Annotated in this window: 23 protein-coding genes and 3 pseudogenes; 8 read left to right on the forward strand and 18 right to left on the reverse strand. The window is 63.3% G+C overall.

Annotated elements, in window-relative coordinates; genetic code table 11:
• Positions 1-153: 153 nt before the first annotated feature.
• Positions 154-612, reverse strand: a complete 459-nt coding sequence (locus tag QCE64_RS06855; protein WP_309916168.1) for a hypothetical protein — start codon at positions 610-612, stop codon at positions 154-156.
• A 14-nt stretch (positions 613-626) separates the two neighbouring features.
• On the opposite strand from QCE64_RS06855, the gene QCE64_RS06860 reads away from it, so the two are divergent.
• Positions 627-944, forward strand: a complete 318-nt coding sequence (locus QCE64_RS06860; RefSeq protein WP_309931588.1) for a MerR family transcriptional regulator — start codon at positions 627-629, stop codon at positions 942-944.
• 333 nt (positions 945-1,277) lie between these two features.
• Here QCE64_RS06860 and QCE64_RS06865 read toward each other — a convergent pair whose 3' ends face one another.
• The 5 genes from QCE64_RS06865 to QCE64_RS06885 form a co-directional block, all read right to left on the reverse strand.
• The gene (locus tag QCE64_RS06865) at positions 1,278-1,535 is read right to left on the reverse strand and encodes a hypothetical protein (protein WP_309916170.1); all 258 of its coding nucleotides are present in this window, start codon (positions 1,533-1,535) and stop codon (positions 1,278-1,280) included.
• Between the two features lie 116 nt (positions 1,536-1,651).
• Positions 1,652-2,077, reverse strand: coding sequence for a response regulator (locus QCE64_RS06870; RefSeq protein ID WP_309916172.1), 426 nt, complete (start codon positions 2,075-2,077; stop codon positions 1,652-1,654).
• A complete protein-coding gene (locus QCE64_RS06875) occupies positions 2,074-3,681 on the reverse strand; it encodes an ATP-binding protein (protein ID WP_310003178.1) in 1,608 nt (535 codons plus the stop codon). The genes QCE64_RS06870 and QCE64_RS06875 overlap by 4 nt, the downstream gene beginning before the upstream one ends.
• Before the next feature lie 458 nt (positions 3,682-4,139).
• On the reverse strand, positions 4,140-4,829 hold the full coding sequence (locus tag QCE64_RS06880; protein ID WP_310003180.1) for a haloacid dehalogenase type II: 690 nt from the start codon (positions 4,827-4,829) through the stop codon (positions 4,140-4,142).
• A 40-nt stretch (positions 4,830-4,869) separates the two neighbouring features.
• Positions 4,870-5,499, reverse strand: coding sequence for an ABATE domain-containing protein (locus tag QCE64_RS06885; protein ID WP_310004172.1), 630 nt, complete (start codon positions 5,497-5,499; stop codon positions 4,870-4,872).
• 201 nt (positions 5,500-5,700) lie between these two features.
• Between QCE64_RS06885 and QCE64_RS06890 the strand changes: the two genes are divergently transcribed.
• From QCE64_RS06890 to QCE64_RS06900, 3 genes are read left to right on the forward strand one after another with little or no spacing between them, the layout of a single operon-like run.
• Positions 5,701-6,672, forward strand: a complete 972-nt coding sequence (locus QCE64_RS06890) for a zinc-binding alcohol dehydrogenase family protein (RefSeq protein WP_310004174.1) — start codon at positions 5,701-5,703, stop codon at positions 6,670-6,672.
• A gap of 13 nt (positions 6,673-6,685) precedes the next feature.
• A complete protein-coding gene (locus QCE64_RS06895; RefSeq protein ID WP_310003182.1) occupies positions 6,686-7,456 on the forward strand; it encodes an SDR family oxidoreductase in 771 nt (256 codons plus the stop codon).
• Positions 7,431-7,808, forward strand: coding sequence for an FCD domain-containing protein (locus tag QCE64_RS06900; protein ID WP_404987305.1), 378 nt, complete (start codon positions 7,431-7,433; stop codon positions 7,806-7,808). The genes QCE64_RS06895 and QCE64_RS06900 overlap by 26 nt, the downstream gene beginning before the upstream one ends.
• A gap of 5 nt (positions 7,809-7,813) precedes the next feature.
• Here QCE64_RS06900 and QCE64_RS06905 read toward each other — a convergent pair whose 3' ends face one another.
• The 4 genes and pseudogenes from QCE64_RS06905 to QCE64_RS06920 all read right to left on the reverse strand — a co-directional run bounded on the left by QCE64_RS06905 (position 7,814) and on the right by QCE64_RS06920 (position 12,874).
• The gene (locus QCE64_RS06905) at positions 7,814-9,127 is read right to left on the reverse strand and encodes an MFS transporter (protein WP_309930062.1); all 1,314 of its coding nucleotides are present in this window, start codon (positions 9,125-9,127) and stop codon (positions 7,814-7,816) included.
• Positions 9,124-9,642 carry a GAF domain-containing protein gene (locus QCE64_RS06910; RefSeq protein ID WP_309916185.1) on the reverse strand — a complete coding sequence of 173 codons (519 nt, stop codon included), beginning with the start codon at positions 9,640-9,642 and terminating at the stop codon, positions 9,124-9,126. The genes QCE64_RS06905 and QCE64_RS06910 overlap by 4 nt, the downstream gene beginning before the upstream one ends.
• 27 nt (positions 9,643-9,669) lie before the next feature.
• On the reverse strand, positions 9,670-11,067 hold the full coding sequence (locus tag QCE64_RS06915; protein ID WP_309930064.1) for an MFS transporter: 1,398 nt from the start codon (positions 11,065-11,067) through the stop codon (positions 9,670-9,672).
• Positions 11,068-11,089: 22 nt separating this feature from the next.
• A pseudogene (locus QCE64_RS06920) lies at positions 11,090-12,874 on the reverse strand (gamma-glutamyltransferase family protein).
• A 163-nt stretch (positions 12,875-13,037) separates the two neighbouring features.
• On the opposite strand from QCE64_RS06920, the gene QCE64_RS06925 reads away from it, so the two are divergent.
• Positions 13,038-13,685, forward strand: a complete 648-nt coding sequence (locus tag QCE64_RS06925; protein ID WP_309808334.1) for an FCD domain-containing protein — start codon at positions 13,038-13,040, stop codon at positions 13,683-13,685.
• Between the two features lie 172 nt (positions 13,686-13,857).
• Here the strand turns inward: QCE64_RS06925 and QCE64_RS06930 are convergent.
• The 8 genes and pseudogenes from QCE64_RS06930 to QCE64_RS06965 form a co-directional block, all read right to left on the reverse strand.
• Positions 13,858-14,100, reverse strand: a pseudogene (locus QCE64_RS06930) (ATP-binding protein); the annotation flags it as partial.
• A gap of 2 nt (positions 14,101-14,102) precedes the next feature.
• Positions 14,103-14,366, reverse strand: a pseudogene (locus QCE64_RS06935) (response regulator); the annotation flags it as partial.
• Between the two features lie 91 nt (positions 14,367-14,457).
• Entirely contained in the window at positions 14,458-15,666 is a 1,209-nt protein-coding gene (gene zigA, locus QCE64_RS06940) for a zinc metallochaperone GTPase ZigA (RefSeq protein WP_309916194.1), read from the reverse strand.
• A gap of 34 nt (positions 15,667-15,700) precedes the next feature.
• On the reverse strand, positions 15,701-17,788 hold the full coding sequence (locus tag QCE64_RS06945; RefSeq protein ID WP_310003187.1) for a TonB-dependent receptor: 2,088 nt from the start codon (positions 17,786-17,788) through the stop codon (positions 15,701-15,703).
• Between the two features lie 219 nt (positions 17,789-18,007).
• Positions 18,008-19,024: an amidohydrolase family protein gene (locus QCE64_RS06950; protein ID WP_309916199.1), complete on the reverse strand. Its 1,017-nt coding sequence runs from the start codon at positions 19,022-19,024 to the stop codon at positions 18,008-18,010.
• Between the two features lie 14 nt (positions 19,025-19,038).
• On the reverse strand, positions 19,039-20,346 hold the full coding sequence (locus QCE64_RS06955; RefSeq protein WP_310003189.1) for an MFS transporter: 1,308 nt from the start codon (positions 20,344-20,346) through the stop codon (positions 19,039-19,041).
• 62 nt (positions 20,347-20,408) lie between these two features.
• The gene (locus QCE64_RS06960; protein WP_310003191.1) at positions 20,409-21,638 is read right to left on the reverse strand and encodes a CaiB/BaiF CoA-transferase family protein; all 1,230 of its coding nucleotides are present in this window, start codon (positions 21,636-21,638) and stop codon (positions 20,409-20,411) included.
• Positions 21,635-22,618 (reverse strand): hydroxymethylglutaryl-CoA lyase, encoded by a 984-nt coding sequence (locus QCE64_RS06965; RefSeq protein WP_310003193.1) that lies wholly within the window; start codon positions 22,616-22,618, stop codon positions 21,635-21,637. Before QCE64_RS06965 ends, QCE64_RS06960 begins: the two co-directional genes overlap by 4 nt.
• A 168-nt stretch (positions 22,619-22,786) precedes the next feature.
• Between QCE64_RS06965 and QCE64_RS06970 the strand changes: the two genes are divergently transcribed.
• The 3 genes from QCE64_RS06970 (at position 22,787) to QCE64_RS06980 (ending at position 25,545) form a co-directional block, all read left to right on the forward strand.
• Entirely contained in the window at positions 22,787-23,584 is a 798-nt protein-coding gene (locus tag QCE64_RS06970) for an IclR family transcriptional regulator (RefSeq protein WP_309916211.1), read from the forward strand.
• A gap of 161 nt (positions 23,585-23,745) precedes the next feature.
• A complete protein-coding gene (locus tag QCE64_RS06975; RefSeq protein ID WP_309930078.1) occupies positions 23,746-25,185 on the forward strand; it encodes an MFS transporter in 1,440 nt (479 codons plus the stop codon).
• 162 nt (positions 25,186-25,347) lie between these two features.
• On the forward strand, positions 25,348-25,545 hold the full coding sequence (locus tag QCE64_RS06980) for a hypothetical protein (protein WP_310003194.1): 198 nt from the start codon (positions 25,348-25,350) through the stop codon (positions 25,543-25,545).
• The last annotated feature ends 92 nt before the right edge of the window (positions 25,546-25,637 follow it).

A 25,637-nucleotide genomic window follows, 5' to 3' on the forward strand; every position in this document is an offset into this window, starting at 1 on the left:
GCACGGTCTATGCCAGAGAAATGGTAGTTCCTTTGAATCAAGCGGTTAAACGACAGGACGCCTGGTTGGCTGAAAAGATGTGATCCATTTCAGGTCGGCCGCAACCCTTCGTGGTGCGCTGGATGCCCCTGACGGTGCATCCGCAGTCCGCGATCAACGCACCACACCTTGCAATGCCAGCCAGCATCCGAACCAGAGGCAGGCTGCATCCATCACTTTGCCTCGGCCTGGCGCGCCGCCACCGTCGGCATGAGCATATCGTCGCGCCGGCCGACCACAAGAACGGCAAGGGTTGCAACGCCGATGGGTAGCGTCAGGAACATGAAGAGCTGGAACCATCGTCATCAAACCCGAAAGCTCAAAAGTCATCTTCGCCAGAACAACCGCAAAAATGCCTGCGGCGACGAGCGTGACCATCATCACCGTGTGAGCCTCGAGGCGATCCATCTCCCATCCGATAACGATGTTTCCGAGCGTGCCCCCGACCTGCATCATCGCGGCGACCACGGCGGCGTCGCTCATCGAAAAATGATTGCCCCTCACCATGACAGGAAGCCAGCTGTTGAGGAAATAGGCGAAAGACCTCGTCGGCCTGGGCGCGAACGTCACCATCGACGCGGCCAAGGATACAGCGCAGCGTTCGCGAATTAGCACGCGCAACCGGCGCGAGCGTGCGTTCCATTCGCCATTACGACGAACATGGACTCGTCGCTTCGGTGCGTGCGAGCAATGGTTATCGTGCCTTTCCTTATGCGGCGATCGCACAGGTTACGCCGATACAGCGCCTGATCGCCACGGGATTCAGCCTTGCCGACATTCGCTCATTTCCGGACCGCATGCGTTTGATCGAAGGCGCGGCTGCCTGCCCCGAAACCGAGGCATTGCATCGAGAGCGCTTGCGCTCTATCGAAAAGCAGATCACCAATCTGGAGCGGCGGCGGTAGCGTCTTCTGGAGACGCTCAACGAAGGCCGTTCCGTGCCGGAAACGAAGTGACCTCCGGCAGTATGCCTCGCAGATGAGGTGTTCTCGCCGGAGCGTGGCCGTGCGCGTCAGCCGCGCTCGACGATTCCTGCACCGGGCTTGCGAAACGTAAAGGCTGCGGTCCTTGCCATCAACACCGCCGATGATGAACGCGACCCGCCGGAGACAGTCTCGATGGTGGGCGCGATGCGGCTTGTGAACAACGGCCGGCTGTTTCTGCTTCCTGCCAGCGAGGATACCTGCGGCCACGGGACGAACGGACTGGCTCGCGTCTACAAGCCGGCCCCTCGACCATTAATCGCCCTGCTCGTCCAGGTTTTTACTGGACGAAGTTGAACCCTCGGTATCCGGCTTCGAGGTCTGATCTTCGCCCGAGTCCGTCGTTGAAACGTGAAGATCGTCGAGGGTTTTGTCGATCTTCTCTTTGTCGCCTGCTTCGAGCGCATCTCGGGCAGATCTGTCCTTTTCCTGCTCGGCCGCGGCATTCGACCGGTCTTCTTGATCCCGTAGATCCTCGTTCGATACGGAATCGTTGCTGATTTGCTTGTTCATGATCCTTCCCCGATGTTTAGTGAGTGAGCCAACTAACGTGGCCCCAACCGGAACAGCCATCACACCATGCTGTGATATGTCGGTCCCGGCGACAGATGTGCAAAAGGGCTCGCCATTCAACAGCGCGCGATAAGTTCCGCCAGGTCTGAAGCTGATATGGGCTTGGGAAGATAGCCGTCAAATGCGCCAGCATTCGCCTCTTCACGAAAATCCGGGTGTCCGGTCACCGCAACGATGCAGGCTTCGTTTGACGCGCCGGCAGAGCGAATGTAGCCACACAACTTGCGCCCATCGATGTCGGGCAAGCCAATATCCATAAACACCGTGTCGTAACGCGTACGGCCAGTCATGCGCAATGCTTCGCCGCCTGAATGCGCGACTTCTGCACGATGCCCAAGTGATGCGGCGAGTTCTGCGAACGCCTTGGCCACGTTCTCGTCATCTTCAACAAACAGGAAAAGCATTGCGGCCTCGTCTTCGTTCGCGTCGCCGTGATCGGCCCATCTGCTGGATGCGCCATGTCCGCGCATGCCCCAGGTCATCGTGAAACTCGCTTGCGGCTTACATCGTTGAACACAACATCGAGCTGGGCAAGATCAACGGGCTTGGAAAAATGCTTGTTGAATCCAGCGGCCAATGCAGTCTGCTTGTCTTGCGTGCTGCCATACCCCGTCACCGCGATCGCGCAGATGTCCGCGCCGGATGGGAGTGCGCGGAGTTGTCGGACCAGCGCATACCCATCGATTTCTGGCAGGCCAATGTCGCTCAGCAGTACGTCGGGCGCGCGCTCCTGCACCATCTTGATAGCGTCGTGCGCACGGTAAGCGGTGCGCACCGTGTGGCCCGACGTCCGGAAGTAGATTGCCAGGGCATCCGCCGTATCGACGCTGTCGTCAACGACGATGATGTCGAGTACCGCAGCAGCGTGCTCTTCAATCTCCTGCTTAGGGCTTTCAGCAATCGGCGTGGCTTGCTTGAGCATGAGCAAAAACTCGCTCCCCTTCCCTAATCCCTCGCTGCGCGCGTGCAGTGATCCGCCGTGCCACTCCGTCAGCCGCCGGGAAAGTGGCAGGCCCAGTCCCAGTCCGCCGTGCGCCCGGTCGAGCGATCGATCGCTCTGCCCGAACACCTGGAAAATCTCGTCCATATCAGACGCGGCAATCCCGATACCGGTGTCGGTCACGCACAACGTTACCCATTCGCCGTTACCTTCGATATGAATATCGACGAGGCCATGTTCCGGCGTGTACTTCGCGGCATTCATCAAAAGGTTGGCGATGATGAGCGGACACTGGACACGGTCCGCGAGCACCCAGGGATGATCGATCGACGAGCGGGTGACGCGATGCTGCCGCTGCCCCAGAATTCCCTCTGTCATTTCGAGCGCCTGATCGACAAGATCGTCGACAGCCACCGGCTCCAGTTCAAGCTTGATGGCGCCAAGCGAGACCAATGAAGCGGAAAGAAGATGCTCGACAATCTGACCCATGTGTCGAACGTGCCGGCTGATCAGCCTTTTTGCCCAATTTCGCTGCTGCGTGGAGATCTCACTGCGGCCAAGCACCTGAACAGCAGTCAGAATCGGCGACATCGGGGCACGCAGTTCGTGCGCGAGCATTGCCAGAAACTGATCGCGGCTGCGCTGAGCGTTCTCGATGGTCACCTCGACCTGCCGCGTCTTCTGCAAGAGCAGAGCGGCCTGCTCCCCTAGCATCTGCAGCAATTCCATCTCGTGCACCAGGAAATCACGCGACACGCGATCCTTGACACAGAGCGTGCCGAGCGGCAAGCCTTCAGGCGTTCTCAACACAAATGCCATGTAGAACACGGTGCCTTCCGCGCCAACGAACTCAGGGTGCGCGCGAACACCGTCGTCACGCGTCGCATCGAACACCACGATGTTCTCGCCGTCGAGAAGCGCCAGCGCACAGAGCGATTCGGCGTGAGCAACGGCCTTTCGCACACTGCCCCAAGCCGACTTGCACCACGTACGGGCCTCGTCGACGAAATTGATGAAGGCTTGCGGCACACGGAGCGCGTGCGCGGTCAGACGCGTCAAAGCGTCGAAATGCCGATCGACAGGCGTGTCGAGAATGCGCAAATTTTCCAGGGCGGCCAGCCTGGCGGGATCGAGGAGGAGGTTCATAAGGGCGTTTCTCAAGTACTTCATCTTGAGCAACGACTGTGCCCTGGGAAAAGCGGCCGAGTTCATCCGGCGTGGGATCACCTTGCTATCAGATGAAAAACGCCGGGGTTCGCTTCTACTGGGGCCCCCCGCTTCTTTCCCTGCGAGCCTGCATGCATTTCTTACGCCGTTCAGCGCCAATCCGGCGCAGCTTGACCGGACGCGAGGTAACTAATACTTCGTCTGGGATCTGAATTGACCGAGACGTCGTACGTGAAGGCGACGCCGATTCGCTCGTTTCCCGGCATAGGGCGCGGACCCGGCGCGCGCATCGAGGCTCGACGCGCAGCTTCGCCGCCTCGATCCGGCAACCTCGCGATAGCCAGGGCCCGGAACTGCGAACGGCGTTTTCACCCAGCGCCCGGTGGACGTCAGCAAGGCTTCGCGCCTGCGTAGCGCCCACCCGCGCCCACCCGCGACTACCCGCGACTACCCGCGGTTACCAGGACCGCCGACAGATCGTCGAGTCCACGCAGGGTCCAATCCGGCTTTTGGCCCATTTCCTCGAAGGTGTTGTCGCCGCGATTGATCCACGCGGTCGGAAACCCGAAATAGCGCGCGCCTGTCGCGTCCCATCCATTCGACGAAACAAAAAGGATGGATCCCCGTGCAACGCCGAACGCCGTTTCCGCCAGTTCGTATGCGCGATCATGGGGCTTGTAGATGCGCACCGGATCGACGCTCAGCAGATGATCGAAACAGTCGCGCAGCCCCGCGCTGTCGACCACGGAAGCGATGGAATGCGGTGATCCGTTCGACAGGATGGCGAGCTTGAGGCCGCGCTGTCGACACTGTGACAGCGCGTGCGGCACTTCAGGAAACGGCTGCAACTTCAGATACGCGTTGCATAGCGCGGTGCGGATTCGATCATCCAGGTCCAGCTTCAGATGACGCGTTGCATAGCGCAGGGCATCCTCCGTGGCCTGCTCGAACGTCACGTAGCGATCCATCAGGCTGCGCAGCCAGGTGTATTCGAGTTGCTTCTGCCGCCAGATGATGCTGATCTCGCGTCCGCGCCCGGGATACGCCTCGTCGCATTGATCGACGACCGAGTGCACGTCGAACAACGTCCCGTATAGATCGAACGCAATGGCCTTGATGTGATTCATGCCGTCTCCTCAACATGAGTTATCGAACAGGACACACACGCTAGCCATTCTTACCGGCCTTGAGCCGCGCGCGGTGTGCAGCCGCCTTCGCACGATTTCCGCAAATGGCCATACTGCACCACTGCCGCGCGTGACCGTGAGTGTGATCGGCGAACAGCAGTGTGCATTTTGGGCCTTTGCATGCCTTGACGTAGGTGAAATCCTCTTCACACACGAGCCTTGCGAGCGCCTCGACGATCGGCATCAGCAGCGACTCGGCCGTCGAATACCGGCGTTGCATCGTGAAGGCGAGCCCGCCTGCCGGGCTCGTATCGGCCACGATCAGTCCGTGCTTCTCGTCGCGCTGCAACACGCTGTTCAACGCGTCCAGTTCGTTCAGCGCTTCGGCTGCTAGCGGCTGCCCCTTTCTCGTCTGCACAAAATGCCTGAACCATTCGCGCAGGCCGCGAGCCTTCGCGGCGACCTCGTCCAGCTCGGCTGGCGCGATTTGCAAACGCGTGCGCGCAAGCACGTCGCCCGGAACCAGACGCGCCTGATCCAGCCAGGACAACAATCCTTCGCCGTCCGCGATCCAGTCAATTGGTTCATCGACCGGCGTGGCAATCGAGTTCAGGAAGTCGAGACCTGTCGCGTCGGCAACGAAGATCGCAGGGAGTGAGCGGTATTCCATATTTTGAGTTCGGCAACGAAGCGGGCTTGCCAAAAATAGTAACCCCTTAGGAACAGCTTGACAAGTTACGATCGCGAAAAGTAACCTTCTAAAATAGATTTGGACGGTTACTATTTCGAGTCTTTCCGGCGTACTTCGCAAGCATCGGCCGAAGCTCGCCCCTTAACCACATCACCGCGTCACTTACCCAAGGAGAACATCATGCGAGCCATCGTCCTCGAAAAATTCGGCGGCCTCGACAGCCTTGCATATGCCGACATCCCCGAGCCAGAGCCACTGGAAGGGCATGTCGTCATCGAGATCAAAGCGTTCGGCATCAATCACGCGGAAATGCATATGCGGCGCGGGGAATGGGCCGAAGCAGCCAAGGTGAGCGGGATTGAATGTGTGGGCGTTGTGAACTCGTGTCCGGGCGGTGAGTTTCCGGTAGGTGCCAAAGTGGCTGCGTTGATGGGCGGCCTGGGGCGCACGATCAACGGCAGTTATGCGGAATTCACGCGTGCGCCCGTGTCGAACGTCGCGCTGATCGAATCCGACCTGCCCTGGGCGGAGCTCGCTGCCATTCCCGAAACCTACGCAACGGCGTGGACAACGCTTTTTCGCAACCTCGACATCAAGAAGGGAGAAACGGTCGTCATCCGCGGAGCAACATCATCGTTCGGACAGGCGGCCGTGAATCTCGCGGTGAATGCAGGCGCGAACGTGATCGCGACGACGCGTAATACCGCTCGCTTTGCGAAGCTCGAAGCGATGCGCGTGTCGCGTGTCGAACTGGAAGGGCCAGACCTGAGCCGGCGCATTGCGGAAACGAAGCAGATCGATGCCGTGCTCGATCTGGTCGGCAACAGCACGATTCTCGATTCGCTCGCGATGCTACGGCGCGGCGGTCGCGCATGTCTTGCAGGCTGGCTGGGCGGGCTCGCGCCCATCGCCGATTTCAATCCGCTGCTGCAGATGTCGAGCGGCGTCTATCTGACTTTCTTCGGCAGCTTTGTGTTTGGCACACCGGGTTTTCCGCTCTCGGATGTGCCCTTGCAGGCGATTGCCGCAGATGTCGCCGCAGGCCGGTTCAACGCAAAGCCCTCGCGTGTGTTTTCGTTTGATGAGATTCACGAAGCGCATCGCGTGATGGAAGCCAACGAAGCCAATGGAAAGATGGTCGTCGTACATTGACTGGAGAGACAACATGAGCAACAAGGTAGCCATCGTCACCGGCGCAAGCCAGGGCATCGGACGTGCCACCGCTTTGCGGCTTGCACGCGACTTCAACTCGATCGTCCTCGTCGCGCGGAATCGCGCAAATCTGGAAGCGACCGCGGCAGCAGTTCAGGAACAAGGCGCGCAAACGCTTGTACTCGACGTCGATCTCGCCCGGCGCGAGGCCGCGCAAGGCATCGTCGACGAAACGCTGGCGAGCTATGGACGTATCGATGCGTTGCTTAATATCGCCGGTGCGGTGCCACAGATCGATGTGTTCGACATGACTGACGAGCAGTGGAATGATGGGCTCGAGCTCAAGCTGCATGGCGCTCGCCGACTCACGGTCGCAGCCTGGCCGTCGCTCAAGGCATCATCTGGATCGGTGGTGTTGATGTCGGGAAATTCAGCGCTTCTCCCGAAGGCGGCTTATGCAGCAGTGGGCACGATCAACGCCGCAATCGTCGCGTTGGCGAAGGCATTTTCGGATCGCGGGATCGCAGACGGCGTGCAAGTGAACAGCGTTCTGCCCGGGCCCGTCATGACAGGTCGCCGGCGTTCTTATCTGGAGCATTGGGCACCGCTGCAAGGTCTGAGCGTCGAGCAGGCGCTCGCCCAATTCCCCGCTGCGGCGGGTATTGCCCGTTATGGCACGCCCGAAGAACTGGCGGAACTGATGGCGTTTCTTGTCTCGCCTGCTGCCAAGTGGATGACCGGGAGCGTATTGCGGATGGATGGCGGCGAGGTCAAGTCAGTCTGAACGGAGGGAACGTTGCTTCAGAGATGTCATCTCAGCCATGCAGGCGAGCGTCGATGCGGACGACCCGTCGGCATACGTCGATGCGCCCGACCGCTATTACGCGATCGTCACGACCATCGCCGATAACCGCACTCTGCAGGACAACCATGCCGGACTGATCGGACCAGTGCGGCGCCTGCGTCGCATCGCGATGGCGCGTGGCGGACGCATGCGGCCATCGTTCGACATGGCGGCGAAGATCCGCGACGCCATCGTGGCGCGCTCGCCCGATGTTCAGGACCTCATGTGCGAGCAATTGCGCGGCGCATGCGATGCCGCACTCGATGTATTGCGGAGCGCGGAGGCCGAATAGGCGTGTCAGCGTTTCGCGGCCTGAACGAGATCCGGCGATCGCGCCTCGATCAACCGTCCGCGCTGATCCGGCGGGGACAGGTCGGCGGGGTCCTGCGCGCTCGTGTCGTAAAGCCGGTCGGGAATGAACAGCGTGCACACGCCGCTCAGGAAGAAGACCGCGCCCACCAGCAGGAAGCCCATGCCGAACGAGAATTGTGTCGCGACATAACCGATCAGGACCGGCGCTGCGCCCGAGCAGAAGCGCCCGACGTTATACGAGCCGCCGACCGCCGTGCCGCGAATGCGCGTGGCGAAGCTCTCGGACATGAACGCGCCCATCGTGCCGAGCGGCACGCCGTACAGGAAGCCGAAGAACAGCATCAGGACCATGATGTTCTCGCGCGTGTGCAGGAAGATGATGACGGGCAGGAACAGCGCCGCACCGATGCAGCCGATCACGTACATGCCGCGCCGGCTCCAGACATCGCCGAGCCAGCCCGCGAAGATCTTGCCGATGAATGCCACCACATAGGTGCCGATCATGTAGCCCGCCATCGAACTGAAGCGTACGTGCAGTTCCTGCTCCAGGTAGGTCGGCAGCCAGTTGTTGAGGCCGTAGAAGCCGGACAGCGCGAACACGGATGCGAGCGCCCAGAGGACGAACATCTTGCGTGCTTCGTGATCCGAGAAGATCAGGTAGTAGCGGTTCTCGCGCCAGGCGCGGCGCTCACGCGGGGCGCGTTGCAGGGATACGCTCGCGCGCCAGCCCGGCGGCTCGGGCACGAACCAGTGAATCGCCAGGGCGAGCAGAACGGGGATCGTCGCGACATAGAACAACATGCGCCAGCCGTAGTGCGGCAGGATCCAGTTGCTCAACGCGATGACGACGATATACCCCGCCGACACCCCTGTCTGCAGCATGCCGAGTATCAACGAGCGGCGCTCGGTCGGCACATACTCCGCAACGAGCGTGCTCACCAGCACCATGCAGCCGATGCCCAGCGAACTGACGAAGCGCACCGCTGCGAACTGCCAGAAGCTGTGCGTGAACCCAAGCAGGCCCGCGCCGAGCGAGAACAGCGCGAGCGCCCACACCACCACGCGCACGCGGCCAAGCGTGTCGCTGGCCCAGCCGCCGAGTATGCCGCCCACGGCCATGCCGGCCAGCGTCAGGCTGCCGAGCGCGCCCGCCTCGACGTTGCTCAGACCGAACTCGCTCTTGATGCGCGTGAGCGTGAGGCCATACATCATCACGTCTGCGCCATCCACCAGCAGCGCGAGATAACCGAGCGCGAAGACGATCAGCCAGCGGCGGCGGTCAGACGCTGCGCCGTTCATGCGCGCGGCTCCTCTTGCGCGCCGCGCGCCGCGTGCGCGATCAGCGCGGGCGCGAGGAACGCGCCGAGCAGCAGGCCCACGTCTTCGTGATCGCTGGTGTACCAGTGTTCGACGTGGGTGAGGTTCATCGTGCCGACGCACACGCCGTCATAGGCAATCGGAATGTTGAGGATCGAGCCCAGGCCCATGTCGGCCATCACCGAATGATCGTCGAAGGCGTTGCGGATATCCTGCGCGGTTTCGCCGCGAAAAGGTCTCAATTCATGGAGCACCCGCGTCGCCCACGCGGTGCCCTGCTTCTTCTTGCGGCCGCCGGCCGGATAGACGTCGGGCATGTTGGTATGCAGGCGTTGCACTTCGTGACGGCTTGCGTCGTAAGCCATGATCGTGAGCAGACGGAAGCCGATGGTCTCGGCCGCGACTGCCTCGACGGTTCTGAACAACGTGAGCGGTTGAGCGGGCTCGCGCATGGCGAGCGCGAGGCGTTGCAGATCATGTGACTGAACAGGGCGCATGAAAGTGAGGTCTTTTGAAGGAACTTGCTAGCTGCGCGCGAGACTTTCGCGTGCCTCGTTGTCGACGTCGCCGTTGACTTCAATGTCTTCGAGCGAGCGGTTGCGCGTTTCGATGCCCAGAAAGAAGACCACGCACGCGCCCGCGAGCAGCACGGCCGTGGTCATCGCGAATACGCCGAAGAAGCCGAATGCGGGATACACGATGCCGACCAGAATCGGCGCGCTGACCGATCCGATGCGCCCGAAGGACGACGACGAACCCGTGCCGGTGGTCCGGACGGAAGTCGGGAAAATCTCGGGCGTGTAGGCGTAGACGCCCGCGAACGCGCCGTTCATGAAGAACGACAGGGCGATGCCTGCCGCGATGATCTGCGGCCCGGTATGCGACAGCGACAGCATGATGGCCGCGATGCCGCCAAGCGTCATGTAGGACGCGACCACGCCCTTGCGGCCGATCTTCTCGTTGAGCCACGCCGCCGAGAAATAACCCGGTATCTGAGCGCCATAGATGGCGATGGAGAAGCCGAAGCTCTTCGTCATCGTCAGTCCTTCCTTGACCAGCAGGCTGGGAATCCACGAGAAGAACGAGTAGTACGCGAAGGCCACCGCGAACCACATGAGCCAGCTGACGGCGGTGGTGCCCGCAAGCCGCTTCGACCACAGCGACTTCACATTGAACCACGCGCTGCCGCTGCTCTTCGCGGCGGACGGGATGGCGCTGACCGACGAGAGCGGTGCAAGCGCGATGCCGCGTCGCGCATACCAGGCTTCGATTTCATCGACGACGCTATCGGCTTCGGCGGTGCGTCCCTGGCTTTCCATCCAGCGCGCCGATTCAGGCAGCGTGCGGCGCCACCACAGCAGCATCACCACGGGCAGCGCGGTGATGACGGCGAGATAACGCCAGCCGTCCGGAAAGTTACGCACGACGGTATAGCCGAGAATCGACGAACTCAGATAGCCGAACGACATGAAGCCGACCAGTGCGCCGCAGAACATGCCGCGATAGCGGCGCGGCACGAACTCCGCGAGAAACGGCGCGATCACCACCGTCTCCGCGCCCGAGCCGAAGCCCGCGACGATGCGCAGCGCGAAGAACGTATGCCAGTCCTGCGCGGTGGCGCTCGCGAGCGACGCCACGCAATAGATGGCGAGCGCGCTCATCATGATGCGGCGGCGGCCGATCACGTCCGCGAGCACGCCCGACAAAAACGCACCGAAGAAGTAGCCGATATAGGTACTGCTCGCGACCAGTCCGGTCTGCGCACTGGTCAGGTTCCACAGCTTGCTGACGACCGGAAGCAGGAACGCGAGCGACGACGAATCGAGGCCGTCGAACAGATAACCCATGCCGCCGATGATCAGGAGCTTGCGGTGAAAGCCGGATAAAGGCAGCCGTTCGAGGCGGGCGGCGACAGCGGACATGATGTGAGTTTCCCGTTGATGGTCAGCGCCCGATGGCGTAAGCCTGCATCTGACGCGGCGTGGCTGCGCCGCGCATGAGCCCGTTGCGGATGCCGACCGCGCACACGCGTCCGAGCGACCATGGTTCGGCCACCGTGAGATCGTGGCCGCGCGCCCGCAGCCCGTCGAGCGTCGCTTGCGGGAAACTGGCTTCGGCAGACATCTTCCCCAACTGGATCTCGCGCGGATAAAACGAGCCGGGAAAGTGCGCGGTCTGGAACGACGGCGCATCGACGGCGGCTTGAAGGTTCATCGCGAAGTGCGCGTGTCGCAGGAACAGTTGCAACGACCATTGATCCTGCTGATCGCCGCCCGGCGTGCCGAGCGCGGCGTAAGGCTTGCCGCCGCGCGTGACGAGCGTGGGCGAGAGCGTCGTGCGTGGCCTGCGCCCCGGCCCGAGGGATGAGGGCAAGCCCTCTTCCATCCAGAACATCTAGCCGCGCGTGGTGATGTTGAAGCCCAGCCCCGGCACCGCCGGCGATGCCTGCAGCCAGCCGCCCGATGGCGTGGCCGACACCATGTTGCCCCAGCGGTCCACGACATCCAGATGCACCGTGTCGCCGCGCAGCTCGGGCAACGGCGCGAAGGTCGGTTCGCCCTGACCGAAGCCGCCCGGCTGCTGACGGCCCGCGTGGGCGAGAATCTTCGCGGCACGCACCTCGCTGTCGAGCAAAGGGCCGGGACGGAATTCGAACGATGCGCGCTGCGGATCGATCTGGCGGCGGCGTGCATCGTTGTAGGCGTCGCTCAGCAGCGTGTCGATGGGGACGTCCGCGAAGTTCGGGTCGCCGTAGAACACGTCGCGATCGGCGAAGGCAAGCTTCGCGCATTCGATCACCGTATGCACGAAGTCCGGGCCGAGCGGATCCATGCCCGCGAGATCGAAGCCCTTCAGCAGCGCGAGCTGTTGCAGGAACATCGGGCCTTGTCCCCATGGCCCGGTCTTGTGCACCGTGAAGCCGGCATAGTCGTACGAGACCGCGTCTTCGTAGGTCGCTTCCCAGCGCGCGAGATCGGATGCATCGAGCAGGCCGCGATTGCGCTGGCCCGAGGTATCGAGCACATCGGTCGAACGGAAATACTGGTCGATCGTATCCGCGACGAAGCCACGATAGAACGCTGTCCGCGCCCGCTCGCACTGTTCGGCGCGGTCACGCTGCGTGCCGGCTTCGCGCAGGATGCGCTTGTAGGTGTCGGCGATGGCCGGGTTCGCGAACAGATGATTCGGCCTGGGCGCTTCACCGTCGCGCAGCCATTGTTCGGCGGACGTATGCCATTCGCTCTTGAAGAAGTCCTGGATCGCGAGGATCGACGACGCCATGCGCGGCAGTACCGGATAACCGTTCTCCGCGTAGCCGATCGCATAGCTCAGTACGTCTTCGAGCGGCAACTGGCCGTAGTCACGCAGCATGGTCATCCAGCCGCCGAACGCCCCCGGTACGACCGCCGGCAACAGGCCGGTGCCGGGCATCACGGTAAGACCCAGTTCTCTCATGCGCCCGATGGTCATGGCGGCGGGCGTCACGCCCTGACCGCACAGCACGCGCACGCGGTCCTCTTTCGCGCTGTAGAAGATGGCCGGCAACTCGCCGCCCGGTCCGTTCAGGTGAGGCTCGACGATCTGCAGCACGAAGCCGGCGGCAGCGGCGGCGTCGAAGGCATTCCCGCCTTTTTCCAGCACCGCCATCGCGGAGGCGCTCGCGAGCCAGTGCGTCGATGCGGCCATGCCGAAGGTGCCGATGAGTTCAGGTCGTGTCGTGAAGGCCATTTGCAGGTTCCGTCCTGTGAACCAATCATTATTGGTTCGCTTTTACGAGGATTTTCTGTGACTGCATTTAGCGTACTTCACCATTAAAGACTTCGCAAATGGCGCCCTGTACGAAGTACGTGATACGCTTGAACCAATAATCAATGGTTCATCTGGATCGATCATGGAAAAGCCCGCACTCGACATGCTGCTCGACTACATTGCGCAAAGCGGCCTGAAGGATGGCGACGTGTTGCCGCCGGAGCGCAAGCTCGCTGAAGCGCTTGCGCTCAGCCGGCGCGATCTGCGTGCTGCGCTGGCATCGTTGGAAGCGGCTGGGCGGGTGTGGCGCGGGGTCGGGCGAGGCACGTATCTCGGCGCGCGCCCCTTGAGATTTACGGCGTCGCTACGCAGCTTGCGGGCGGGCGCAAGTCCCGCGGATATCGCCGAGATGAGGCTTGTGCTCGAGCCCGCTTTCGTCGAGCTGGCTGCGCGCAAGGCGAGTCCAGAGGATCTTGCGGAGCTGGAGAAGTGCGCGCGCCGCAATGCGATGGCGAATGATGACGAGGAGTGGCAGCAATGGGATCATCGATTCCATTTGCTGATCGCGCAGGCCACGCGCAACCCTTCGATCATCGCGCTGATGGATGTGGTGAACAGCATGCGCATGAAGCCGAACCTGCGTGAAAAGACCGCGGATCAGGAAACGCGCAGGCACTTCGCTTTGCAGCATCAAGCGATCGTCAGCGCGATGATGGAACGCGACGGCGTGACCGCAGGGTCACGCATGCGGGAACACTTGCTGAATGTGCAGTGGAGAATGCCGCTGTGACGGATGGCTGCCTGCGCCGCCCATGACATCAGGCGGGCATTCGCCGACACCCCGTCTTCGGGCGGGTAGCGGAATGAGCTTTTTCATCGCCCTCTCTTCAATCCGTGCGGAAGGGCGTGCGGGATTGCACGCTGCCCTCCGACGCCGCGCCGTCATGGCTGCAACGTCGAATTCATTGTGCGATTCGGGTGTTGATGCGAGTCTGACGACCCGATTGCGGAATTGATATCAAGCCGGTCTGCGGAATGGACAGGATGAAGCGTGTGCTGCGCGCATTTCTCTCGGCGTGGACGCGGCCGCCGTGCAGCTCCATGATGCTGCGCATGATGGCGAGGCCGAGGCCCGCCGAACCCGGCGTCGCATCGGACGCCATCCGCGAAGGATCGACACGATAGAAGCGGTCGAAGATGCGTTCGCGAGTTCGAAGCCGCGCACGCGATCATCCACGTCGTCACGCGCGGTGAGAAAGAGCACGGGCGCGGACTTCGATTCGCGCAGGTTCTTGATGACGGTCCAGCCGTCCATGGTCGGCAGCATGACGTCGAGCACGATGACGTCGTAGTTTTCCTCCGTGGCGAGAATGAGGCCTTCCGCGCCGTCGTTCACGGCATCGACCGAATAGCCCGCTTCCTCGAGGCCTTTCCGGATGTACGCCCCCGCCTTCTGCTCGTCTTCGACGATCAATAGCCCGCACCCGCGGAAAAAAAGCCCGGCAAGCGCCGGGCTTCAAGAACAGTCCCGGGAGTGAGACTGTCCGCGTGGAACAGCGGTATCACAAGGATTCAGACGCACCGCCCCAGGCCGGAAACGGATCCGCAAACCGAAGCCAGGCCGCCGGTCCTCGAGCCATTTCCGCATCCGTCAGCAAGCAGGCATCGAGCCGCTGCCGCAACCCGGCCTCGTCCATCTCAATGCCGATCAGGACCATCTCCTGCCGCGCATCGCCGACTTCCGGATGCCACGCCTTCTCGATCGACTGAAGGGTATCCGGATCAGCCGGCCAGTGCTCCTTGGGTACCGCAGCCCACCACAATCCCGCCGCACCGTGACGGCACACCGCGCCCGCCTGCGACCAAGACCCGGCATACGTCGGCCGGCTGGCGAGCCAGAAAAAGCCCTTCGAACGCACGACGCCCGGCCATTCGCCATTGACGAGGTCCCAGAACCGCTGCGGATGCATCGGCCGGCGTGCGCGCCATGCAAAGCTGCGGATCCCGTATTCCTCCGTTTCCGGCGTGTGTTCGCCGCGCATCTCCCTGAGCCATCCAGGCGCATCGGCGGCTTCCTCGAAATCGAACAGCTTCGTATCCAGCACGCGGTCGAGCGGCACGGAGCCGAACGCCGACACTTCGATTCGCGCACGCGGATTCAGCCCGCGCAGAATCGCTTTCAGGCGTTCACAACTTTCGTCGTCGATCAGATCGATCTTGTTGAGCACGATGACATCGCAGAACTCCACTTGCTCGATCAGCAGATCGACCACCGTGCGGTGATCGTCCTCGCCCAGCGATTCGCCACGCGCATGCAGGCTCTCCTGCGAACTGTAGTCGCGCAGGAAGTTGAAGCCGTCGATCACGGTGACCATCGTATCGAGACGCGCGACGTGGGACAGGCTCTGGCCGCTTTCATCGGCGAAGGTGAAGGTCTCCGCGACCGGCAGCGGCTCGGAGATACCCGTCGATTCGATCACGAGCTGATCGAAGCGCCCTTCCTTCGCGAGCCGGTTCACCTCCAGCAGCAGGTCCTCGCGCAACGTGCAGCAGATGCAGCCGTTGCTCATCTCGACCAGCTTTTCATCGGTGCGCGACAGCTGCGCGCCGCCGTTGCGAACCAGCGCGGCATCGATGTTCACCTCGCTCATGTCGTTGACGATGACCGCGACGCGCCGCCCTTCCCTGTTGTTCAGGATGTGGTTGAGCAGCGTCGTCTTGCCCGCGCCCAGGAAGCCCGAAAGAACGGTGACCGGAAGTCTTGAGTCCATGCTTGCTCCTTTGATGAATGGCGCGCGGCGCGCATCAGAACGTCGTGCGCACGCCGACCATGACGCTGCGGCCGCCCTCCGGCGCGATATCGCGCACGACCGAACTGGCGTAACGGATGTCCTGGTTCGTCAGGTTGTCGCCGCGCACATAGGCAAGCCAGTGCGTGCTGCCGACGTGGAACTTGTAGGTGAGGATCACGCCCAGCTTCGTGTAGCTGGCCGTCGGCAGATCGTCTTCCGGCACACGATGCTGCGCCCACGCATGCTGCATCTCGGCGCGCGCGCCGAAGGGTCCATAGCCATAGTCCAGCGCGACGGTCGCGCGCAGCGGCGAGATGCGCGGCAACGGCGAACCGGTGTCCATGTTGCGGGCGTGCGTGTAGTCGCCGACCAGCGAGAAATCGACCGTGTGCGCGCCATGTTCGAAGACGCGCCACTTGCTGTCCCATTCGATGCCGTAGAACTCCGCGCGAACGCCGCGATACACCGCTTCGTTAAGGGCGTCATCGGTGCCGGGCGCGACGACCTGATCGTCGTCATCGACGAGACGGCCCGTGTTGTACTCGGTGAGGTAGTTCCGGAAGCGGCTGTAGAAGACGCCGATGCTGCCCTTGTTCGGACCGCTCGCGAAACGCAGCGACAGGTCCGCCGACACCGCCTTCTCCTTCTGCGCCTCCGGATTGCCGATCAGATACTGTCCTGTTGCATCATGCGGGCCGTTGGCGAAGAGTTCGTAGAGCGCGGGCGCGCGTTCCGTGTAGGCGACATCGCCCGCGACGGACCATACGGGCGTCAGCTTGTAGAGCGCGCCGAGCGAGGCGCTCACGGTGTTGAAATCGCGCGTGGTCGCGCTCGCGAACTTGTCGTTGCCGGCCGCGGTCGGATCCTGGCTCACATGTTCGTAGCGCGCGCCGGCGCTCAGCGTGAGGCGGTCGGTGACCTTCCATTCCTCGAGGCCGAACAGCGCGACGTTAGTGGTCTGCGTGGTCGGCACGAGCGCTTCGTCGCCGAGCGCGGAGAAGGTGTTCTGGCTGACCTGCACGCCGATCGATCCTTCCAGCGGCCCGATCTTCTTGTGGCGCGCTTCGAGGCGCGCCTCGTAGCCGTGGTTGCGGAACGTCGTGCCGGTCTCGCCGTTGTCGATTTCCTTGTGCTCGTAGTCGGTGTAGCCGAAGTCGAACTTCAGTTGCGAGAACGGTCCCTGAAGGTTGCGCACTTCCGACGCGAACGCGACGTGATCCTGATGCATGCGCAGCCGCACATCGTCCTCGGCGACGGAGCCATAGTTCGCTTCGTAGCCGTTGTAGGACAGGCCCGCGTAGCCATCGGCCCAGGTGTACGACGTGCCCACCGCGCCGCCATGCCAGCGGCCATCGCTGTTCGGGATGCTGCCATAGGCCTCGTCGGCGTCGGGGCCGTCGAGCGCGCGCTGGCGGTCCGAATGCGCGAAGCCCGGAATGCGCTCCTTGCTGGTTTCGCGGTCGAAGGCATCGACGTGGAAATTGAATTGTCCATTGCCGCCTTCGACCATCGCTTCGCCTGCACGGGCGTTGTTGGCGCCGCCGTAACTGGCGTCGACTGCGCCGTCCACGCCCTTGATCGGCTCGCGCGGAATGCGGTTGTCGATCGTATTCACCACTCCGCCGATCGCATTGCCGCCGTACAGCAGCGCCGCCGGCCCGCGCACGATCTCGACCCGCTCGATGGTCAGCGGCTCCTGCGGCACCGCGTGATCGTAGGAGAGCGACGAGGCGTCCCACGCCGCCACGCCGTTCTGCAGAATGCGGATGCGGTCACCGTCCATGCCGCGGATGATCGGGCGGCCGACCATCGGTCCGTAGGTCGTTGTGGAGACGCCCGGCAGACCGTTGAGCGTCTCGCCCAGCGAGTTGGTCTGCCTGCGCGTCAGTTCATCGCCGTAGAGAGCGGTCGCGGGCGCGATGAGATCCGTATCGCCGAGCGGATTGGCGGTGACGAACACCGGCGCAAGCGCGCCGCCCGGCACCGACGTTGCCGTGGTCGCCGCATCCTGCTGGGCTTGCGCCGCGAGTGCGAAACAGGCGAGCGACAGCGGGGAAAAGCGCAATGCACGTTGCGACAGGCGTTTCAGGTCTTTTTTCACGGTGGTTTCTGGATTTGATTTCGTTTTGATGCCGTTCGCGCAGGTGACGCAACAATATATCGTTGCGCACAGCGGGCAAGATTTTGACGTCGAACGGGGGCACGCCGTGACGTCGCGGTCGCAATGATATATTGTTGCATTAAGGACGTAAAGTTATGTCTTCACGGCGGAACACGCCGTCGAGGCTCAAACGGCGCACTGCGTCGGACGTGCAGAAGGTCAATCGAGTCGATACACGCGGCTCACGGTGCCGCGAAACAGCGCTTCGCGTTCCGATGGGCTGGCCTGAGCGGTCAGGCGCTTGAACGCATTCCAGCCGTTGCTGAAGGGATACGAACCCTTGTCGACCGGAAAATTGCTTTCGAACATGCAGCGATCTGCGCCGAACGCGTCGATGCAGGTGTGCATCCACGGCGCCCAGGTTTCCGCCAATTCAACGGATGAAGGCGGCCGCGCGCCCTTCTCGAAATCGAAGCCGTTGATCCGCATGCCCAAGCCGCCCAGCTTCACGAACACATTGGGCAATTGCGCCAGTGCGCGCATGGAACGGGACCACCGGTCGAACACTTCCTTGCGCGGGTCCGCGTAACGGGCAATCCGCACGATGCCGCCGCAATGATTGACGATGAACGGCGTGCGAGGAAACGCCTTCGCCAGATCGAACAGTTCGGGCAGTTGGGTGAAAAAGAGCCAGGCGTCGCAGGACAGGCCGAGCGCTTCCAGTTGCGCCACGCCCGCCCGATACGCCGCATCGAGCAGCAAGCCTTGCGGCGCGGCCGATATGGGATTCACGAGCGTCGGGTCGGCATCCCAGGTGACCAGATGCCGCACGCCGCGCAGACGGCCCTCGCCTGCCTCCAATCCAGCTTCTAGCACGTCCCGCACCGCACTGCCGCGTCTTAGATCCGCATACCCGACGATCCCCTTCGCGATCTGCCGCTTGCCTTCCTGCAACGGCGCGGTGGCCTTGACCACGTAGTCGATCTCGCCGACCGGACGCATCGCCTCGGGACCGTCTTTTCGATACCGCGTCAGCGCCTGCATGTACACCGACGCCGTGAGGTTGTGCCCTGACCCGATGTCCTCGAGATAGTCATCGGGAAGATAGGTCCATCCGGCGCGCTCATAGAAATGATGGTGCGCGTCGATGATCGGCATGTCCGGTTCGAGCGCCGCCTCGGTGCCCGTGGCGAGCCACGAAGCGCGTACGGGAAGGTAGTTGCCTGTCGTGCTCATGATGCGCGCGTTCCTCACCGTTCCGACTTGAAGGCATAGAGCGAGAGCGTCAGCAGGGTCGTGACGAGCAGCACCGCCGACAAGCCGATCATGCCCGCCGTGAACGTGCCGAAGCTGTCCTTGAGATAGCCGACGAGATAGGGCCCGGCAAAGCCGCCGAGCGCGCCGATCGAATTGATCAGCGCCAGGCCGCCGGCCGCCGCCTGGCCGGAGAGAAAGCGGTTCGGCAGCGTATAGAAGATCGTGCGTCCCGCAATCGTTCCGATCAGCGCCAGCGTGATTCCGCTCATGGCAGGCAGCAACTGATGAAAGTGCGTCGATATGCCGAGCGTCACGGCGCCGATCAAAAGACCCGCCGCCAGATTCGCGACGGGCGCGCCGCGCCGGTCGACCCGCCTCGCCCACCAGAGCAGCGCGATGGTCGCAAAGAAGTACGGCACGGCCGACAGCAGCCCCGTCTCCGTCATGCTCATGCCGTGGGCCTTGAGCATCTGCGGCAGCCAGATGCCGATGCCGTACGAACCCATCGTGAAGCCGAACGAAATCAGCGCGAGGATGTACGTGCGCGCGTCCTTCAGCGCCGCACCGAAGTCCTTCTTTTTGGTACTGGCCGCCCCTTCGCGATCGAACGCGTTCTGCAGGGCCTGGCGTTCCTGTGGCGACAGCCACTTCGCATCGGCGGGACGATCCACGAGCATCCGGAGCACGAGAAAGCCGAGCACGCAGGCGGGCAGACCTTCCGCGATGAACATCCACTTCCAGCCCGCCAGCCCGAGGACGCCGTCCATCGAGAGCAGCCAGGTCGACAGCGGCGCGCCGACGAGCGACGAAAGCGGCGTGGACACCGTGAACCAGGCGAGCACGCGCGTGCGGTAGCTGGCCGGAAACCACACGGCCAGGAAGAAGATCACGCCGGGAAAGAAGCCCGCCTCGCCGATGCCGAGCAGCAGCCGGATCGCGTAGAAACTGGCGGGACCGGTGGCGAGCGCGCTAGCGGCCGCGAAGAAGCCCCACGTGATCATGATGCGCGCAAGCCAGCGCCGCGCGCCGAAGCGATACAGCGCAAGATTGCTCGGCACTTCGCAGACGCAATAGCCCGCGAACATGATGCCCGCGCCCCAGCCGAACTGCGTGGCCGTCAGGCCGAGATCATGATTCATCGTCAGCGCGGCAAAGCCCACGCTGGTGCGGTCCAGATAGTTGAAGAAGTAGGCGAGCGCGAGCAGCGGGATGAAGCGCCACGCAGCTTTCTTCACTGCCTGTTGTTCGAGCGTGGCATCGACGGGACGGTCGGCGACCACGTTGGAGGAAAGGGATGGCATGGGTCGTCTCCTGTCGGCTGCGCTGTTCGTGCAGCGCAATGAGGTGTCGTGCTTCGGCCCGTTCAGGGCGATTCCTGGCACTTGACGACGCCCGCTTCGGTCAACTGCCTGAGCGCCTCGGACGTATAGCCGAGCTGCATGAGCAGTGCGCGCGTGTCCTGCCCCAGCGACGGCGGCGCTGCACGCAAGCTCAGCCGTTCACCATCGAGCGTCAGGGGCAGCAGCGCGGTCCGGGTGGACACGGCCTGGCCGGCGCCGCTGGCATCGGCGGGCAGGGTCACGTCGGCGAGTCCGCCGGTCGCGAGCAGATGCGGATCGTCGAACAGGTCCTGCGGCTTCGTGATCGGCGCATAGGGCAAGCCGCAGCGCTCGAACACCGCGCTGATCTCCGCCGCCGTGAACGCTTCCATATGCTCGCGAAGTTGCGGCAACAGCCAGTCGCGCGCCTGCACGCGCTGATTGTTGGTCGCGATGCGCTCGTCCGACTTGAGCGCCGACAGCCCGAACGCGTCGCAGAAGATCGCCCATTGCGTATCGGACACGACCGCCAGGAAAATCTGTTCGCCATCCTTGACGGAGAACACGTCGTAGACGGCCCAGGCGGAAATGCGGCTGGGCATCGGCGAGGCCGCGTGACCCGTCACCGCGTACTGCATCATGTGCTGCGCGACCAGGAACACGTTGTTCTCGAACAGTGCGCTCTGCACTTCCTGTCCGCGTCCCGTGCGTTCGCGCTGCGCCAGCGCCGCCATCGCGCCGATCGCCCCGAACATGCCGCCCATGATGTCGTTGACGCTCGTGCCCGCGCGCAGCGGACGCCCTTCCGGCCCTGTCATGTATGCGAGGCCGCCCATCATCTGCACGACTTCGTCGAGCGCGGTGCGGTGATCGTACGGTCCCGGCAGGAAGCCCTTGTGCGACACATAGACGAGCCGCGGATTGAGCTTGCCCAGCGCCGCATATCCGAGGCCCAGCTGGTCCATCGTGCCGCTCTTGAAGTTCTCGCTGAAGACGTCCGCGCTGCCGACCAGCTTGTGCATGATCTCGATGCCGCGCGCGTCCTTCACATCGACAGCGATGCTCTTCTTGTTGCGATTGAAGGTGCCGAAGAAGCCCGCGCCCGAGCCGCGCAGCGCGCGCGTGCTGTCGCCCGAGATCGGTTCGACCTTGATGACTTCCGCGCCGAGATCCGCGAGCACCATGCCGCAGGTCGGCCCCATCACCATGTGCGTCATTTCGACGACGCGCACGCCGCTGTACGGCAGGGTTTGATTCGCTTGCACGTCGCTCATTGCGCGGCTCCCAGCAGACAGCCTTCCGGTTGCGGCGCGCTCGGCGCGCGTCCGTCCGCATAGGCGAAGCCCTTCGGCAGTCCGGCATCCTGGACGTGTCCATACAGCGCTTCTTCGGGCAACGCTTCGGCGAGGATTGCGCGCGCGGCGATCAGCTTGTCGATGTCCACGCCGGTGTTGTAGCCCATGGCCTCCAGCAGGAACGCGAGGTCTTCGGTGACGATGTTGCCGGTCGCGCCCGGCGCATACGGACAGCCGCCGAGACCGGCCTGGCTCGAATCGATCGTGGTCACGCCGGCATCGAGCGCGGCGACCACGTTGGCGAGTCCCTGGCCGCGCGTGTTGTGGAAGTGCGCGCCGCCCGCCTTCGCGCCCAGTTCGGACTGCAGCCGGCGGAACAGGCGGCGCACCTGGACCGGATTCGCGTAGCCGCTGGTATCGGAGAGACCGATCTCGTCCACGCCGCACTCGGCCATCGCGACGCACATGCGCATGGTCTGGTCGTCCGTGACCGTGCCGGCAAGCGTGCAGCCGAACGCCACCGAAACACCCGCCTCGATCTCCACGCCCGGATACTGCGCGTCGCGCAATGCGACGATCTGGCGAACCTCTTCGATCATCTGCGCCGGCGTCTTGCGGATGTTCGCCATCGAGTGTTCCTCGGTCACCGAGACCGGCAGCGTCAGCTTGTGAACGCCCGCTTCGAAGGCGCCCTGCGCGCCGCGCAGGTTCGGGACGAGTACGGCCACATGCAGCCCCGGCAGCGACAGCGCATGCGCGACCACTTCGCGTATGTCGGCCATCTGCGGGAGCAGCCTGGCGGGAACGAACGAACCCACTTCGATCTCCTGCAAACCGGCGGCTGCCAGCGCGGAGATCCAGCGCAGCTTGGCTGCCGTTGGCATGACGCTCTTGATGCTTTGCAGGCCGTCGCGCGGACCCACTTCGCTGATCAGGATTCTGGGCGTAGAAGGTTCCAAGATTCACTCCTAAGTTCTATCTGATAGATCATGGTTCTGTTGGAAAGAACTATAGAAGTGATTCTGAACGCGTTGCAGATGGGTAAACCCGATTAAATCGAGATAAACAGAATTTGAGTTCTGCTCTACAGAACTGTAAAGTGGCGGAATAGCCAGGGAGGAACAGAAATGACGACAGCCGCGCCCGACAAGGGAGCGCCATCGGAAGACGCGCCGGAGACATCCAGCGGTGTCGCGGTCCTTGATCGCGCGTTTGCGATCCTCAATGCCTACGGGCCGACCGACGAACGCCTTACCCTCACGGAGCTCTCGCGCCGCACTGGCTTGTACAAGAGCACGGTTCTGCGCCTGCTCGGCGCACTCGAACATGGCGGCTTCATACGCAAGCTGAGCGACGGGCAGTATGCGATCGGACATCAGCCGCTGCGGCTCGCCACGCTTTACCAGCGATCGTTCCAGGTAGGGCCGGTGGTCGAGCCCATCCTTCAGCAACTGAGCCGGGATCTCGGCGAGACCGCCTCGCTGTATGTCCGCCAGGGCGACAAGCGCCTGGTCCTCTATCGCGTCGAGCCGACGCGAAGCGTACGCGTCGCGATCCGGGTGGGCGAGGAATTCGCCATCGACAAAGGCGCCTCCGGCAAGGTGCTGCTGGCATTCACCGAAGCGTCGGACCCGCGCTGGAATCACGTGCGCGATCAATTGTTCGCGGTGTCATACGGCGAGCGCGATCCGGAGACCACGTCGGCATCGGTGCCGGTATTCGATGCAACCGGCCTGATCGCCGGCGCGCTGACGGTATCCGGACCGAAGGGCCGATTCGGCGACGCCGCCACCATCGACACCGCGCTCAAGGCGCTGCTGCTCAGCGCCAAGCAGGCGACGACCGCGCTGGGCGGCATGTCCGCGCGCTACGACGCGAGCATCGCCGGCTTCGACCGCGACGACACGACCCATCGCGGCGGCTAGCGGGATCCCCACGACGAGCCGTCGCCGTCCCACTCCCTACGCAAGCTTGCTGGTGTTATCCCTAGTCGCTCGTTCCGGAGGCGCGCGACTACCATACGCATGCTGTTGTGCAGAACACGGTTCTGCACAACAGAACTATCACTGAAGTTGGAAAGGAGAACATGCAGATGGCCAGCCTGCCCGTCGATGGGGTCAACCCGCCGCACAATCCAACGGAGGCCGGCGGATCGCTGCGCATCAACGCGCGTATCGACCGCCTGCCCGCGACACGCTCGGTATGGGCGCTGGTCTTCATGCTGTCAATCGGCGGCTGGTTCGAGTTCTACGACCTGTTCTTCACCGCGTACGTCGGGCCGGGCCTGGTCAAGAGCGGCCTCTACTCGACGACCACGGCCTCGTTCTTCGGTTTCTCCGGACTCGGCGCCTTCGTTGCGGCCTCGTTCGCGGGCCTGTTCATCGGCACCTTCTGTTTCACGCGCCTCGCCGATCGCTTCGGACGCAAGACCACCTTCACCGTATCGCTGCTCTGGTATTCGATCGCCACGTTCGCGATGGCCTGGCAGGACAGCGCGGCCGCCATCAACCTGTGGCGGCTGATCGCGGGCATCGGCGTGGGCGTGGAACTGGTGACGATCGATACCTACGTCAGCGAACTCGTGCCGAAACATCTGCGCGGTCGTGCGTTCGCCTTCGTGCATCTCGTGCAGTACACGGCGGTGCCTGCCGTCGCGCTGTTCTCGTGGTGGCTCGTGCCGCGCGCGCCCTTTGGCATCGACGGATGGCGCTGGGTCGTGATCATTGGCGCACTGGGCGCGCTGATCGTATGGGCGATTCGCCGCCGCGTGCCGGAAAGCCCGCGCTGGCTCGCGCAGCAGGGCCGTCTCGACGAAGCCGACAGCGTGTTGAGCACGCTTGAAGCCAGAGTCGCCCAGCAATACGGCCAGGCACTGCCCGCGCCCGATGACAGCAGCGAACCGGCCGCCGCCGCCGGCAAGGCTCGGTTCGGCGAGATCTGGCAACGCCCGTACCGCCGCCGCGCCATTACCTTGCTGGTATTCAACCTGTTCCAGGCGATCGGTTTCTACGGCTTCGCGTCATGGGTGCCCACGCTGCTGGTGTCCAAGGGCGTGACCATCACCCACAGCCTGATGTACTCGTTCGTCATCGCGGCGTCGAATCCGTTCGGGCCGCTGCTTGCGATGGCCTTCGCGGATCGCATCGAACGCAAGACGCTGATCGTGCTCTCGGCGCTCGGCATTGCGGTCTTCGGCAGTTTGTTCGCGACGCAGTCGTCGCCTGCCATGCTGATGCTGCTCGGCGTGCTCATCACGCTGTCGGGCACCCTGCTCTCGGTCGGCTATCACGCCTACCAGACCGAGTTGTTTCCGACGCGCATCCGCGCCACGGCTGTCGGCTTCGTCTACTCGATGTCGCGCCTCTCCGCGATGTTCTCGGGCTTCATGATCGCCTTCGCGCTGCGGCATGTGGGCGTGGAAGGCGTGTTCGGCCTGATCGGCGGCTCGATGGTGATGGTGATGGGCGCGATCGGCTTCTTCGGTCCGCGCACGAACAATCGCACGCTCGACGAAATCTCCCACTGAGACACTGACACACCGACAGCAAGCGCACGCCGGACCGACGGGGACTGGAACTTGCTACTCTGCCCGTTTCGCCGCGATCCGCATCACGCTGACCGCGACCCATCTGGCATGAGCCACGCCCGGGCAATCCACTTGCATCCGGGCGACCGGAGGACATCGACTGTGCGCTGGCTGCGGACCCTTCTTCTTTTCGCGGGCATTCTGCTGCCCGCTTACGCGCTGAGCACCGGCGCGTCCGGACGCTTCGGATTCGCGCCCTACGGCGTGGCGGGCGCCTTGCTCTGCGCGCTGGCCTGGCTTGCGAACCGGGCGGCCATCAAGGCTGCGAGCAAGCATCCTCATGAGTTGTTCGATGAATGATGCTTGTCTGAAGAAAGCCGCGCATCCTGCTTCCGACGCCTGACAGCATGCCCCGGTCACGAAGCTGCCACTGCACGTCGCTACCCTGTGCC

This window comes from Caballeronia sp. LZ043 (assembly GCF_031451075.1).
Taxonomy (GTDB): Bacteria; Pseudomonadota; Gammaproteobacteria; order Burkholderiales; family Burkholderiaceae; genus Caballeronia.